14 protein-coding genes are annotated in these 15,570 nt (G+C 39.1%); 9 read left to right on the top strand and 5 right to left on the bottom strand.

Annotated elements, in window-relative coordinates:
* Positions 1-16: 16 nt before the first annotated feature.
* Entirely contained in the window at positions 17-712 is a 696-nt protein-coding gene (locus CTN01_RS17765) for a DUF3306 domain-containing protein (protein WP_045147696.1), read from the bottom strand.
* Positions 702-1,196, bottom strand: coding sequence for a DUF3305 domain-containing protein (locus tag CTN01_RS17760; protein WP_045147697.1), 495 nt, complete (start codon positions 1,194-1,196; stop codon positions 702-704). Before CTN01_RS17760 ends, CTN01_RS17765 begins: the two co-directional genes overlap by 11 nt.
* A 311-nt stretch (positions 1,197-1,507) precedes the next feature.
* On the opposite strand from CTN01_RS17760, the gene fdhD reads away from it, so the two are divergent.
* Both fdhD and CTN01_RS17750 read left to right on the top strand, forming a co-directional pair.
* On the top strand, positions 1,508-2,389 hold the full coding sequence (fdhD, locus tag CTN01_RS17755; protein ID WP_045147700.1) for a formate dehydrogenase accessory sulfurtransferase FdhD: 882 nt from the start codon (positions 1,508-1,510) through the stop codon (positions 2,387-2,389).
* Entirely contained in the window at positions 2,389-3,300 is a 912-nt protein-coding gene (locus tag CTN01_RS17750) for a helix-turn-helix transcriptional regulator (RefSeq protein ID WP_045147702.1), read from the top strand. Before fdhD ends, CTN01_RS17750 begins: the two co-directional genes overlap by 1 nt.
* A 125-nt stretch (positions 3,301-3,425) precedes the next feature.
* Here the strand turns inward: CTN01_RS17750 and CTN01_RS17745 are convergent, their stop codons facing one another.
* The gene (locus tag CTN01_RS17745; protein WP_045147704.1) at positions 3,426-3,884 is read right to left on the bottom strand and encodes a hypothetical protein; all 459 of its coding nucleotides are present in this window, start codon (positions 3,882-3,884) and stop codon (positions 3,426-3,428) included.
* Positions 3,885-4,482: 598 nt separating this feature from the next.
* Here CTN01_RS17745 and pbpG point away from each other — a divergent pair.
* Positions 4,483-5,379: a D-alanyl-D-alanine endopeptidase gene (gene pbpG / locus CTN01_RS17740; protein WP_045131720.1), complete on the top strand. Its 897-nt coding sequence runs from the start codon at positions 4,483-4,485 to the stop codon at positions 5,377-5,379.
* Positions 5,380-5,816: 437 nt separating this feature from the next.
* On the opposite strand, the gene CTN01_RS17735 is transcribed toward pbpG, so the two are convergent.
* Both CTN01_RS17735 and CTN01_RS17730 read right to left on the bottom strand, forming a co-directional pair.
* A complete protein-coding gene (locus CTN01_RS17735) occupies positions 5,817-7,811 on the bottom strand; it encodes a sensor histidine kinase (protein ID WP_080896153.1) in 1,995 nt (664 codons plus the stop codon).
* A gap of 59 nt (positions 7,812-7,870) precedes the next feature.
* Entirely contained in the window at positions 7,871-9,322 is a 1,452-nt protein-coding gene (locus tag CTN01_RS17730; protein ID WP_045147707.1) for a sigma-54-dependent transcriptional regulator, read from the bottom strand.
* Between the two features lie 274 nt (positions 9,323-9,596).
* Here CTN01_RS17730 and CTN01_RS17725 point away from each other — a divergent pair, with 274 nt between their 5' ends.
* The 6 genes from CTN01_RS17725 to CTN01_RS17700 all read left to right on the top strand — a co-directional run bounded on the left by CTN01_RS17725 (position 9,597) and on the right by CTN01_RS17700 (position 15,544).
* Positions 9,597-10,421, top strand: coding sequence for an ABC transporter substrate-binding protein (locus CTN01_RS17725; protein WP_045128982.1), 825 nt, complete (start codon positions 9,597-9,599; stop codon positions 10,419-10,421).
* 128 nt (positions 10,422-10,549) lie between these two features.
* Positions 10,550-11,251 carry an ABC transporter permease gene (locus CTN01_RS17720; RefSeq protein WP_045147709.1) on the top strand — a complete coding sequence of 234 codons (702 nt, stop codon included), beginning with the start codon at positions 10,550-10,552 and terminating at the stop codon, positions 11,249-11,251.
* 15 nt (positions 11,252-11,266) lie between these two features.
* Positions 11,267-11,968: an energy-coupling factor ABC transporter ATP-binding protein gene (locus CTN01_RS17715; protein ID WP_005367760.1), complete on the top strand. Its 702-nt coding sequence runs from the start codon at positions 11,267-11,269 to the stop codon at positions 11,966-11,968.
* Entirely contained in the window at positions 11,955-12,548 is a 594-nt protein-coding gene (gene mobA, locus CTN01_RS17710) for a molybdenum cofactor guanylyltransferase MobA (RefSeq protein ID WP_045147712.1), read from the top strand. Before CTN01_RS17715 ends, mobA begins: the two co-directional genes overlap by 14 nt.
* Positions 12,535-14,313, top strand: a complete 1,779-nt coding sequence (locus tag CTN01_RS17705) for a bifunctional molybdopterin-guanine dinucleotide biosynthesis adaptor protein MobB/molybdopterin molybdotransferase MoeA (protein WP_045147714.1) — start codon at positions 12,535-12,537, stop codon at positions 14,311-14,313. Before mobA ends, CTN01_RS17705 begins: the two co-directional genes overlap by 14 nt.
* Positions 14,314-14,818: 505 nt before the next feature.
* Entirely contained in the window at positions 14,819-15,544 is a 726-nt protein-coding gene (locus tag CTN01_RS17700) for a DUF3581 domain-containing protein (protein WP_045147716.1), read from the top strand.
* Positions 15,545-15,570: the final 26 nt, after the last annotated feature.

The following is a 15,570-nucleotide window of genomic DNA, read 5'->3' as shown; positions in this document are numbered from 1 at the left end:
GTCTCACTCTATAAATTTAAATGTCTTGTGCTGAATTTTTCACTGGAGAAACCGTTGTAGGGTTAGTTTCATCCTCAGCACCATTATCCGTAGATGAAGGTATTGTTAACTGGAGAGTATCTTGAGAAGTTAAGGATGTTTCCTCTGTTGCTGTTAGTGCTAATTCAGACTGTTCAGCCTTATTGTCTAACTCAGAGTTGTTCATCGTTTCACTGCTTAAATCTTCAACCATATCAGTTACTTTCTCTACCGCTTGATTTACCCAACCACGCATTTGAGAAGCAATGGCAGGATCTAACGTTGGGATGTTGCTAAAGTCTTCAGTGCAATCATCCATGTCACTGATATAATTAAATTCTTCTGAATGAAATAACTTACGTAATGCTGCTTTCTTAACTGATTTTTCAACCGATTCTTTCATAAACGATGCAACGCCAGAATCATAAGTCACGGTTGATACATCATCATGCGTCAGTGCAATATCAGGGATATCATCAGCGACCAAATCAGTTTTATCTAATTGATTATCTAAAGCTTTATCCGTTTCAATAGGTTCAATAACATCTGCATTTGAAGCCGTATTTTCGGTAACAACTACATCTTGTTCAGGGGCCGTTTCAGCACTTTCGAGAGTTAATGTCTCATCAACAGATTCATCTTCTGTTTTGGTTAATTTTCTTTGAGACCAACGTTGAAAAAAATTAGTTGCCACTTGAACGCCCTTTCTGCTTTTTACCTTTGCCACCGCCTCGACGTTTACACTCTTCTAATTCGCCGTGTCGCCCAAGATACGCTTCCATCCAGACTTGAATAGGTAATGGGATTTGAATGTGAAGAACAACATAATCTCCATCCATATATCGGGCTGCAACACCTTGAGCTGCCGTCATTAATACAGGTTTGAGTTGTTCATCTTCTTCAGCACAAACAAAAAATAAATGTGGGTCTTGTGCGTTTAAGTTAAAGCGATACTCCATACGTTCATCACGAAATAATTCTAACGGCAGTATGTAATTACCAGCACCGATTTCCGCAAGTGCTACATTTGAGTCTTCTTCACCATTCAAACAAAGATCTTCAATCGTCCATGCGTATGTAGTCCAACGCCCAACTTGTCTCTCTTCTGCTTGAAGTCGAAAATAAATAGGCCAAATGCTTTCATCTTTCTTTATTTCTAGCTTTACTTGTTCTGGCACAATTACTCCTTACATCTTGCTTTTTACATACTCGCCTATAGCGGTATGTTGAGAATATTCGTCCGTATTAAGCAAAATTTAGACCAAGTGCGAAATATAAATCAAAACATAGCCAATAATGGCAACCAGTAGCCTCTTTCAATCTGTAAATATAATTTATGGAACAATATTTGCTTTATGGCGTTAGAGACAAACTTATTTGCCTTAATACATGTCATTTAACGCTACCTATTGAGCTTAGTATCATTGAGTGTATTTTTACGGACTTATTTGAAATCTCGATACGTTTCTTGTAACCACTGGATATCCTAATGAGCCAACTCCCTAAAATTATAAAAACTAAATCCGCCGTTAAGCAGACAATGTCTGTGGAGATCATGGATGAGTACGGTGATCTTCAAACCAAAGAAATTGCGTGTGAACATCCCCTAACGGTTTATTTAAATTGGATTGAGATCGTTACCCTGATGACTCTAGGTGAACGACCTTCTGCACTTGTGCTCGGTTATCTAAAGAACCAAGGTTTTATCGAAGATATTGATGCCATTGAATCTGTGATTATTGATTGGGATACCAATTCAGCTGCGGTGATCACCCGTGAAAATACCAATGGCTTAGAAAAGAAATTAGAGAAAAAAACCGTTACCTCTGGCTGTGGTCAAGGCACTATGTTTGGTAACGTCATGAAAAAGCTAGAAAACGTGACACTACCGCAAGTACAAATAAAGCAATCTATGTTGTATGGGTTACTTGAAGCGCTAACTCACCACAATGAAACGTACAAGGCTGCAGGTGCCGTTCATGGTTGTGCCGTTTGCCGTAATACAGAGATATTATCGTTTGTCGAAGATGTAGGTCGCCATAACGCCGTTGATACCCTAGCCGGTGAAATGTGGCTAAAAGGTGAAACTGGCGAAGATAAGATTTTCTACACCACAGGGCGCTTAACCTCAGAGATGGTAATTAAAGTCGCACAGATGGGTATTCCCGTACTTCTATCTCGCTCTGGTGCAACACAAATGGGCTATGAATTATCGCAGAAGCTCGGTATCACAATGATTGCCCGCGCTAAAGGTCATCGTTTCCAAGTTTATAATGGCGGTCAGAATCTTATTCTTGATGTGAAAGGTGCGAATGCCTCTCAGCAATCGAATAAAACAGAGCAACCTTCTTCTTATAAAGAGCAAAACTAATGGCTGAGTTTCCAGAATTCATGAACGCGAAGCTTGTCGCGGAATATTTAGATCTTAATGAGAAGAAAGTGTATGCCCTTGCTAACGATGGCTTACTTCCAGCAACAAAAGTGACAGGTAAATGGTTATTTCCTAAAGCAATGTTGGATAAATGGCTATTAGAATCTTGCCATAACGGCGTGTTAACCGATCGCTTATTAATTGCAGGCTCAGACGATCCACTATTACAAATGGTGGTAGGTAAGATGGCGAACCAATTAGGCAGTACCGCATTAGTTGGTTATACCTCAACGGGCACAAGACAAGGCTTAGCCATGTTAAGTAAAGGCCACGTTGATATGTGTGCCATTCACTGGGGAAATGCTGAAGAAGCTAGCCTGCGTCACCCCGCGCTATTACAACAATACCAAGGGCATAAGAACTGGGTATTAGTCCATGCCTTTGAACGTGAACAAGGCTTAGTGGTCAGTAAAGAGTTAGCAGAAGCGGTAAATTCAAAATCTATCCAACTGCCTGAATTACTATCTTCTCGCTGGCGCTGGGCACTACGTCAAGAAGGTGCAGGTAGCATGCGTGCGTTAGAAGAGTGGTTACACGGTCACGCTTATAACCTCTCAATGCTTAATCAATCAGATGTGTTTAACAGTGAACGTGAATTAGCTTCATCCATTGCTCGCGGTCAAGCTGATGTGGGTTGTGCTAGTCAAAGTACAGCGGGTGAGTTTGGTTTAGGCTTTATTCCTCTATGTACTGAAGCGTTTGAATTGGTGATTCCAAAAAACATTTACTTCAGAACGCTTCAACAACAATTACTGCAAGCGATTTCAGAGGAAGATGTTCAAGCTCATGGTAAAGAACTCGGTGGTTATAACTTCGCTCGTACAGGAAAACAGGTATGGAGTGCTAACTGAGTCAGTCACCCGCTAATAACCAATCCTTGAAATAAGATGGATAATAAAAAGCCCTGATAATACATGATGATTATCAGGGCTTTTTTCATTCAGTTTAAAACCGCATTACTATTAGCTTAAGCGAATTAATAAGAGCGAGTAAGCAAACCGATAATAGAAGCGTCTGTTTCACCAAAATACAAGGTCACTGACTTTGTTTCACCTTGCGCAAATTTACCCTTTTGCTCAATTCGTGTCGGTTCAACATAGGTATTATTACTGAAATACGCTTTGATCTGCTTAGGTTTAAGTGCAATACCACCACCGGAATGGTTTGTGATTACCGCTTGGATCATACGCTTTCCACCTTGACTATTATAAATATCATAAGAGACGATTTCATAGTAACTATAAGCTGGTTTATCTTCATTGTGTTTTGGCATAGGTACAGGGATCGAACCAGATACAGTACGAACGTAATGCATTGTATCTTGTGACTTTTCAATACTATTTTTAATATCGTTTAAATCTGAATCGTCAATTGTTGCGTAAGATGATAGCGACGTCAGTGAAACGAAAGCGATAAGTAAGCAACGAGCAAGCATAGTTAGTCCTATTAATCGAATTTTCAAACATCTTAACCAGTTGAACGGCGTTTTTCACCCTTCGAGTGTTAATTTTATTTCAGAAGATATATATATCATCTATGGATCACATTCCTTTATATTATTTCAGGGATGTCTATGTGGATCTTTAAGCCCTATACAACACTCTTCAAATTTGCACTTGAGACAAGAAATCTAATAACTCAATCAACGTTACCCTATGTTTAATGTGTATCTACTTTTTAAGCAATCACACAAATGCAATCAAAAAAACAAAGACACTGTTATACATCCACCAGCATTAACTATCTAATCAAAGAAATCCAAAATCAAAAAAAAAAATATGCAATCATAGAATAAATTTCACACACTCCGAACTGATAGCCATTATTTAGATTACAGCTATTATTTATACTATTCGGTCTCTTTTAATTTTATTGAATAATGTTTAATTACAAATGTTTACTCATAGATAATTTTGGTACAAATAAATGGCCTATTTACATAAACATGACTTGCCTAACAGCATAAGTTAAGTCAACAATAGCGACATTAACAATACTGTTATTATTTCCCTTTGCATTTTCAAGGAGCCGTTGTGCGTAACGCTTTCATTCTGTTTTTTACTCTTGCTAGTATTAGCTTCTCTTCCATGGCTAGCATCAACACCAGCAAGCTAGATCCTAATAAGTTACAAACGGCATCAGTCAGTAATTATGTGATAGACCTTAGTACAGGAAAGACGCTGTACAAAAAAAATTCTAATGTAAAAATGCCAATTGCTTCATTAACTAAGTTAATGACAGCGATGGTAACACTTGACGCAAAACTCCCACTAAACGAAAAACTAACGTTTACTCCTACTGATAAAGAACGCATGTACAATACATATACACGTATTCGTATGGGCTCTACCCTAAGTCGTGGTGAGACAATTCATATTGCTTTAATGTCCTCTGAAAACCTAGCAGCAGCGACACTTGCAGGAAACTATCCTGGTGGCTACAAGGCATTCATTAAAGCGATGAACCGTAAAGCTAAATCTTTAGGTATGACCAATACCCATTTTGTTGATAGCTCAGGCCTTGATCCCCATAACCACTCGACAGCATCAGATGTTGCTAAGATGGTACGCGCTGCTTACAAATACCCTGAAATTCGTAAGTACAGTACATCACCAGTGCATACTGCTTACTTTGGTAAACCTAATTACAAACTTGGCTACACGAATACAAATGCCCTAGCACGTGGTAAAAAGTGGACGGTTAACTTAACGAAAACAGGTTACCTTGATGAAGCTGGTCGTTGCTTAGGTATGGTAACAACGATTGATGGTAAGAGAATCCTGATGGTTATGTTAGATTCTCAAGGCAAACTAACACCTATTGGTGATGCTGGCCGTATTAAGCAATGGCTACAAACGGGTAAAAGCAAACCAATTACAGCTGATGCAAAATACTACCAACAACAGAAACTAAAAGAATTAACGAAATAATCATTACTGTTAATTGATATAAGTAAAAGCCAGCATCTATTGCTGGCTTTTTACTTTTAGAACGATCATAAACCATGATTTGAAAAAACTTCGAAGTATGTTGATATACTGCTTTTTAAACCTGTATTAAGTATTTTTCTCACAACCTTCCTAGACTATTATTATTTAAGAAAAAAACACACATTTACGCCATTCTTCGACTATGCTTAAATTAGTGTTAAAGAAGGAGCGCCTATGCAGCATCAAGAAATGATCAACCCTACCCACCTGAGTTTAATCACTCGTATTTCTCTTACCTCTCTAGCCTTTCTATTTATTGGCTTATCGTTCATGTAATTTCTAAAGTACATATATAACAAAGAGCCCCTTGGTATTTTTCTTATTTAAATAAATACCAAGGGGCTTTTGTTGTAATAAAGCTAAGTATTGTAATAAAGCTAAGACATCATCAATAAATCTAGATCATTGCTTGTTGACGCTTTTTGTCTTAAGTAGACAGAGAACGTTGTACCTTGACCCACCTCAGATTCAACCGTTATCTCTCCACCAATATCTTCAATTAAACTTTGGCTAACAGAGAGACCAAGCCCGGTACCAGAACGACGAGTAGTAAAGAATGGATCAAATATTCGCTCTAAGTTTTCTTTCGCAATACCACAGCCATGATCAATGACACGAACAATTGCACCAATAGATAGCCCCTGCTCATCAATCCAATCTTCTGTTCTAATGATTAATCGCCCCTTATCGTCCATGGCATGAATACCATTCATTTGAAGGTTCACTAACACTTGCAATAATTGATGGCGATTAACTTCCACGCTGCATTTCGCATTAAGTTCAACAACAAAAGTGATTGATAGCTTTTTTGTTCCTGAGCGTACTAAAGTTAAACTCTCTTCAACAATCTGGTTCAGGTGATGCCATGTCACTTCATTTTGTACGCCACCCTGACGACTGTACTGCAACAAACTTCGAGTAATATTACGTATACGGTCAATTTGAGCATGGATTGCATCTAACTCTTCTTGAACTTGAACCGTATTATCCCCTAACTCAAATTGGATCAATTCAACATTACCTAAGATAACCCCAAGAGGATTATTAATTTCATGAGCGATACCTGCTGTCAGTTCCCCCAGTGCAGCTAATTTTTCACTCACCACCAGCTTAGATCTTGCTTGATTAAGCAGTTTAATATGTTGCTCTAATTCTTCAGTTTTATGGTGCAAGCTATGAGTACGTTGCTCAACCTTTTCTTCTAATTCCACAGCAGCCTGCTTTATCGCTTGATTACGCTGTTCAAGCTGATCCAGCATGGTATCAAACTGATTACCCAAAATTTGCAGTTCGTGATCAGGGTAAACGTCTAATTTACCCACTCGACGATCAGAACCCATCTGAACTAATTTTGCTACTTGATAGATTTTTTCAATCGGTAAAAACAAATCACGTGATCCCCGATAAACGACAATACCAGAGATAACCAGTACCAAAATAATACCAATGCCGAGCTCAATAATATTCGTTAAAAAGGTCTTGATCAGTGGCCATTGTAAATAGCCCGCATAAAGCATACCAATCACTTTACCGTTTATATCGCGTAAAGGTTCATAAGCAGAAACATACCAACTATCATAGACATAAGCTCTATCAACCCAGGTTTTTCCAAACGTAATCACTTCACGGCTCACTTCATCTGATACACGAGTACCAACCGCTCTACCGACCAAATTTTTACTATCTAATGGTACATTTGTACTAATACGAACATCATTCATAAAGATAGTAACAGTGCCAATACTGCCAGTAGGTAACGTATCAGACGCAAAAACTAAATTACGAATTCGATCAACCAGTTCCGTACTATTATTGAGTAATATACCGCCATCAAGAATCCATTGAAGGTGCCCTTCACTGTTAAAAATGGGAATCAAGCTTCGACTCACTAACCCCTTCTGCTCTATCTTATTTTCTTTGAGCAGTGGCACTTGCGCGCGAGCAGGTAAATCACTATTCAATCCTGCAAGTTCTCTACGATCTAGTACCTGAAAAAATGTTTGCTCTTTTCCTTCAAGTAACAGACGGCGCTCTTGCTTAGAGAACTCACCCAATGCTGATGCAGGGTGAAGCACGATAAAATCCAGATTATATTGCTGGTTTTCAGAGCGTACCCAGTGACTTAAGGAGGATTCATCAAAGCGTAAACGATATTGGAAATCATAAGAGTCAGCCATTGACTGCAATTCCATTCGCTGCTCTTTTTGTAATAATTCCATACTATGGTGAGCAACAGCTAAATCTGCCCTTACATTCATTAGCGCATTTTGCCAAGTGTAAGTAACAGTCCAATAAAAAGTTAAACCAATTAACGCAAATAATGTGATGATAATAGGAACAGATGTTAAGACTAACAGACGATAACGAACCATAGTTCGAAACCGCCTTAGCCATAATAATATAAAAGCTTTGGGATGCATTAACGCTTTGGTTATTCGCATGATGCCGATTCTTCAGCCCATTCTTTATATTTACGTTCTAACGTTTTACGCGCTACACCAAGCTGACGAGCTGCCGCAGACTTATTACCCTCGTTTGAATCTACTACCTGCATAATATGCGCTTTTTCGACATCTTTTAACGTCCAGTCTACTGGGTAACAATATTGCTCTTGTTCACCATCGTGACACTGACATGGTCGCTTCTCATCACTATTTAATACAGTCGGCGTTTTCTCTGGCGATGATATTGCAGGCACATCCCCATTTAATTCCTGCCAATACTCAGAAGGTGATTTACCCAATAAAATACAACGTTCCATCATATTACGTAATTCACGAATATTACCCGGCCATTGATAAGCTTGCATTGCTAGAATATCTTCATGTGCCCAATTAATTGGCTTCATTCCTAAATCTTTCGAAAGCTGCTGTGTAAAGTGGTGAGCTAACGCTGGAATATCTTCTATACGCTCACGTAATGCGGGTAATTCAATGGTGAGAACATTTAAGCGATAGTACAAATCTTGACGAAAGCGTCCTTCTTCGACTTCTTTTTTCAAATTCCTATTCGTTGCTGCCACAATACGCACGTCAACATTCACTTCTCGCTCAGCACCTACTGGTCGTATTGCTTTTTGCTCAAGCGCACGTAATAACGAAGATTGCATGGATAACGGCATTTCACCAATTTCATCTAAAAACAGTGTACCGTTATTTGCTACCCGAAATAGACCATCGCGCCCTTTTTTAGCACCAGTGAAAGCGCCAGAAACATGACCAAACAATTCACTTTCCAATAAATCAGGTGCAATCGCGCCACAGTTTAGAGGTACAAATGGTCCTGTACGTTTACTTAGCTGATGAAGCGCACGTGCCACCAGCTCTTTACCGGTGCCTGATTCACCTTCAACCAATACAGCAGCAATAGATGGCGCTAATTGGGTGATCAGTTTTTTCATTTTTTGGGTGCTTGTAGCATCACCGATAATATCAACGGGATAACTGCGTTCTACATCGCGTTGGAGTGCAAAATTTTGACGTTCAACTAATCGACGTTCAATACAACGGCTTACTGACTGCATCATTTGTTCTAAATTGAACGGCTTTAAGATGAAATCTGATGCCCCTGCACGCAATGCTTGAATCGCCATGTCTAAATCTGCATAGCCTGTCATAAAAATAACATCACTACGACGCGTATTTGGATCAAACGCTTCATGCCATTCAATTCCTGAGCGCCCTGGAAGATTTATATCTACTATTAATAAATCAAAATGACAGCGTTTTCTTATTTCTTCGGCTTCTTCAATACTGCCTGCGGTATCAACCTGAGCAAACTTTTTACTTAATGCTTTTTTTAAAATGGCACGCATACCCGGTTCATCATCGACAACCAATACAGAAACGGCAGTCCAAGGTGTATTTAATTCAAGATCAGACATAAAGGGACATTATTACCCATAAAAAAGATGCGACATTTTGTCTCACAGTGAAGATCAATGTCAAAACAGATTTGAAGCATAAAGATGACGCAGCGCAAAAAAGAAAAAATAAAACATTATAATCAACAAATTACAGAATAAATATTCACATAATATAAATCTTATCGCTTCTGGCATTTTATTTGCTTATAGGCGCATAAGCTATTTATTGAGGCGGAATGTCTCAAATCATCTCTTTTTTATTTTATGTTGAGTCTGTAAATCAAGGAATCTTATGAATTTTTTCAAGACGAGTTTAGTTGTTTTAAGCTTAGCTGCAGCAAGCCTTAGCCATGCCGCAACCGATAACCAAGAAAACAAAACAATTCGTTTAGCAACGACAACCAGTACTTACCACTCAGGGCTTCTTGACTACCTTTTACCAGCGTTTAAAAAAGACACGGGCTACACTGTTGAGGTTCTAGCTGCGGGTACAGGCAAAGCACTACGCATGGGCGAAAATGGTGATGTTGATTTAGTCATGACTCACGCACCTAAAGCAGAGGCCAAATTTGTTGATGGTGGTTTCGGTATCCTTCCTCGCAAACTAATGCACAACGACTTCGTGCTTGTTGGTCCAAAGGCAGATCCTGCAAAAATTAAAGGTGATAAAGACGTTGCTAACGCACTGGTTAATATTGCCGAAACAAATTCTGTGTTTGTGTCTCGTGGTGATGATTCTGGTACCAATAAAAAAGAGCTTAATCTTTGGGCACAAACAAAAATGGAACCTAACTTCGGTGGCTACAAAGCTGTTGGTCAAGGCATGGGCCCAACATTAAACATGGCATCTGAATTACAAGCTTACACTCTAACTGACCGTGGTACATGGCTTGCTTACCAAAATAAACTACACCTAGAAATCATGGTTCAAGGTGACAAACGCTTATTTAACCCATACCAAGTGATCTTAGTTAACCCTAGCCGTTACCCTGACATTAACTACCAAGGTGCAAAAACATTCAGCGATTGGTTAGTTAACTCTAAAGCACAAACCATGATCAATGGTTACCAGCGTCATGGCGAACAACTATTTGTTGCAGATGCAATCACACAATAAATAATTAGCTTTATTTGATTTTGTAGCATTTTACGCCGAACACATTCTCTTATCTAATTAACAATTCTGTTATAATGAAATAAGACCATGTTCGGCGTAACCAATTAAATATTAGAAATAAAATAACAATGAATATTTGGCAAACAACGCAACAAGCAATCCAACTTCTGTTTAGTGGAGATAGCTCGCTATGGGGCATTGTTGGTGTTTCTTTTTCAGTTTCTCTGTTAGCCATTGCTATTGTATTAATTCCTTCTTTATTAGTTGCTTTCGCCCTTGCTTATGGAAAACTTCCAGGTCGATGGCTAATACTTTCTTTTGTTAATACACTGCAATCCGTTCCAACTGTTGTTATTGGCTTATTGTTGTATATGTTGCTATCGCGTTCAGGACCTTTAGGTGACTGGCAAATGCTGTTTACTCAGCGAGCGATGATTCTTGGACAAATATTAATTTGTTTTCCAATCTTAATATCTATGATGCATGCCGCCTTCCAAAATAGTGACCGTCGTGCATGGGAAACTGCTATTTCATTAGGTGCAAGCTACCCTCGAGCGCTAATGAGCCTTATGTGGGAAAGCCGTTTTCCACTATTAGCTGCAATTGTTGCCTCTTTCAGCCGTATTATCACTGAGGTGGGTTGCTCAATGATGGTGGGTGGCAACATCTTAAATTCAACCAGAAATATTCCGACAGCCATTGCATTGGAAAGCTCTAAAGGTGCGTTTGCACAAGGCGTTGCCTTGGGAATGGTCTTATTAATTCTTGCTCTCGGACTAAACTTTATTTTATCGATCTCTCGTGGCAAAGCCCACTTGCGTACGAACTAAGCTGAGGGTATTGATATGATGCATATTTCAATTGAGGCAACAGATCTTTCTGTTCGTTTTAAACATCGCCTACTTTTCCATATTCCTCAGTTAAAGTTAGAACCACAAGATGCGATTTATCTTACTGGTGATAATGGTGTTGGAAAAACAACGCTTTTAAAAGTACTCGCAGGATTACAAAAGCCAACCACTGGAACAATCAATACTCAACACCACTGGTTAAGTCGTTTGTTTGGAGGCTGTTATCAAAATGGCATTATCTACATGCATCAAACCCCTTATATGTTTGATGGAACAGTGTTTGATAATGTTTGTTATGGCTTAAAATATATTATTAGAGATCGTCAACAACGCCGTAATGAAGCCATTAATGCCTTAAGAATGGTTGGGTTAGAAACCCTTGCCGATGAACATGTATCTGTGTTGTCTGGCGGTGAGCGCCAACGTGTAGCAATGGCACGAGCATGGGTATTAAAGCCAAGTGTATTATTGATGGACGAATCCAGTGCAAGTATGGATAAAGAATCCATTAGCCGCCAAGTTGTATTGGCAAAAGACTTATTAGAACGAGGCTCTAGCCTTGTCATCACTAGCCACCAGCATAATGAGCTAACCGACTTATGCCGTCGACAGTGGACAATCAATGACACAAAATTAATTGAGCGTGCAGATTTGCAGCTAGTTAAAAAAGATAAGGATAACTATGCCTACGCCTGAGCAAACTCAGTGGGTTATTTTGGCGGGTGGACAAGCCAGCCGTATGGGAGGTAATGATAAAGGGTTAATTAAATTGGCTAATAAGCAATTAATTCAACATGTTATCGATACGCTGCGCCCACAAACATCACACATCACCATCAATGCAAATCGCAACCATGAACGTTACGCTGAATTTGGTGAAGTCTTTGGTGATACCATTAAAGACTACCCCGGCCCTTTGGGGGGGATGCATGCCGCACTTTCTCATATCGATAACGACTGGATTGGTTTTGTGCCTTGTGATTGCCCACAGCTTCCGCATGATTTAGTCGCAAGAATGGCAAACGCTTGTACAAAAGAAACCGATATTGCTGTAGCTCATAATGGTGAGCATATTCAACCAGTAGTAACGCTTGTTCACCGTCGTATTTTACCTAAGCTTGAAGCCTTTCTAGCTAATGGTGATAGAAAAATCATTCTGCTTTACCGCCAATGTAATATGATCACGGTTGATTTTAGTGATCAAACAGATGCTTTTGTAAACCTTAATACCCCTGAAGAACTCTCTCAATTTGGAGTGCTACATGAGTCAAATTAACGCTTCTTTACCGCTACTTGGTTTCGCTGCATTTAGTGGTACAGGTAAAACCACTTTACTTGAAGCAATGTTACCTAAGCTTGTAGAACGAGGACTTCGTGTAGCCGTGGTAAAACACGCTCACCATAATTTTGATATTGACCAAGAAGGTAAAGACAGCTACCGCCTTCGTAAAGCTGGCGCAAGCCAAATGCTGATATCTTCTCGTTACCGTCGCGCACTGGTGACAGAAACACCGGAAGAAGAAGTTCAACTTCCCTATTTACTCAACCAATTAGATCAAACCGAACTCGATCTCATTTTGGTTGAAGGTTTTAAAAAGCTCGATTTCCCTAAAATTGAATTGCACCGCAAAGAAATCGGCAAACCTTGGCTACACCTAGAAGATAGCAACATCATTGCCATCGCAGCGAATATCCCAGCTGAAAGTGCATTGCCACAAATGGAGATCAATAATCTTGATCAAATTACTGACTTTGTTATTGATTACGTAAATAGCAGTACGAACACTGAAGCGCAAACATTAAGTTGTAGCGATATAAATCCAGATGGCATGTTATCAGTCACTCAAGGTCGAGAAAAAATTCTTGAGCAGATTAAACCATTACATAACAGCGAGTCTGTGAATCTATATCAAGCACTAGGACAAATTGCCGCACACGATATTTTATCACCAGTCAATGTTCCTCAACATACCAATTCTGCGATGGATGGTTATGCTATTTCTGGTGATGATATAGAGCGTGAAAGTTATCATGTTGTTGGTCAAGTGCTTGCCGGACATAGTTACGATAAGCCATTAGAACATGGTGAAGCTGTACGCATTATGACAGGTGCACCAGTTCCACAAGGTGCCGATACCGTCATAATGCGTGAGCAAGCAGCCCAGAAAGGTGACACGGTCACGTTTGATAAAGCAATGGGTAACATTAAAGCGGGTCAAAACGTACGTCAAGCAGGTGAAGATCTCGCTTTAGGTCAAATTGCCGTTGCAGCAGGCACGACAATCACAGCGCCAGAGCTTGGCATGGTGGCGTCACTGGGTATTGATAAAATCACGATCAACAAACCAATTCGCGTTGCGATTTTTTCTACCGGTGATGAAGTTCAGCAACCGGGTGAAACGCAAAAACAAAACTGCATCTATGACTCAAACCGCTATACATTATATGCCCTACTCACTAACTTAGGCTGTGAAGTTATTGATCTCGGTATTATTGATGATAACGAAGCGTCGCTCGAAAAAACGTTAACACAAGCGAGCACGAAAGCTGATTTGATCTTATCTTCTGGTGGTGTATCTGTCGGCGATGCGGACTATATAAAAACCGTGTTAAATAAATTAGGTAAGATTAACTTCTGGCGTATCAATATGCGCCCAGGTCGTCCTCTTGCTTTTGGCACTATTGGTAATGTGCCATTCTTTGGATTACCAGGTAACCCTGTTGCGGTAATGGTTGCGTTCTTACAATTTGTGGAACCTGCTATTAGAAAACAGCAAGGCAAAATCAATTGGCAGCCGAAAACACATCAAGCTATCGCGATTGAAAAGCTTCGCTCCCGCTCAGGACGTACTGAGTATACTCGCGGTATTTCGAGTTTTGATGCTAATGGCCGTTTAGTGGTAAAAAGTACAGGCTCGCAAGGTTCAGGCATACTTCGTTCAATGAGCGAAGCAAACTGCTTGATTGAAATAGCACCTGAGCAAGTAAATGCAGAAATTGGTGATAAAGTTACAATCATTCCATTAGATATACGCATGTAACGTTTCTGCCTCCATAATATAAACAGCCAAGCTACTTTAAATAGCTTGGCTTTTTTGTTTTTATATGTAGCTTCCGTGCCACTTTTTTATTTCCTGTCTTCTACACGTTAGAAGTTGATAAAAACCTTTCATCATATGTCAGGTTGTAACAAAAGATTTCTTTATTCTTTAGATAAACGATAATACCGAATAATTTATTGAGATCTACGCCAATCATCAATTTCATGGGAAAAACATTAAAAAAATAGTGGTTAAGCATATTACGCAATCAATATAATAATTATGTTGAAATTTTCAAAAAAAACTGCAAACATTTCTATATAATTAACATTAAATCTAATGTGATACTGTTCGCAATATTAATTCGTTAAGTGTCAATTATGAATAGAACCTCTTGCATTTACACATAAGTTAAGAGCTACTCGTTTTCATCTGGCTAGACCATTACACAACACTTTATGTTGTAGAATAGACGCAGTCTCTATTTTAGGTATTCATACGTAACATGTTTTTAGATACATACTATTCAGATAAAAGTGGTCAGTTTTCTTTTACTCGTGAACAAGCAAGTGATTTTGCAAAAAGAATTGCGGGTGATTTCAACCCTATTCACGATCCAGACAATAAGCGCTTCTGTGTTCCTGGCGATCTACTTTTTTCTGTCTTACTTGCCAATGTTGGTATCAGCCAGAAGATGCGTGTGACGTTTGCTGGTATGATAAATGAGAGTACAGAACTGAGTATTTCAACTCAATCCGATACTGATTTATCATTAATCGATAGCAAAGGTAAGGAATTCCTTCATCTTGCACGTTCTGGTGAAATTACCCATGACCAAGATTTAATTGCCCAAATAACTAAAAGTTACGTTCAATTTTCAGGAATGAATTTTCCTCATATCATGGTGCCTTTGATGAAATCTAAAGACATGATGATCAACCCTACTCGACCATTAGTTATTTACGAAAGCATGGAACTTGAGTTCTGTCGACTAGATTTAACTGCACCCCATGTAGAGCTAACAAGTTCAAATATTGATGTTGATGGAAAGCGTGGAAGCGTGACACTGAATTTCTGTTTTAAAGAAAATGGAGAGATTGTGGGTACTGGTCGGAAGCGTATGCTAATGAGTGGCTTAAAACCTTATTGCCAAGATGGTATCGATGATTTAGTTTCTCGTTTTAACGCTAAAAAAGAACATTACAATAATCTTCAAACAGAAGAAGTTTAAACAAATTAGTCATATTTTGTATTTAA

This window comes from Photobacterium angustum (assembly GCF_003026365.1).
Lineage (GTDB): Bacteria > Pseudomonadota > Gammaproteobacteria > Enterobacterales > Vibrionaceae > Photobacterium > Photobacterium angustum.
This window is presented reverse-complemented; position numbering and strand designations above follow the sequence as displayed.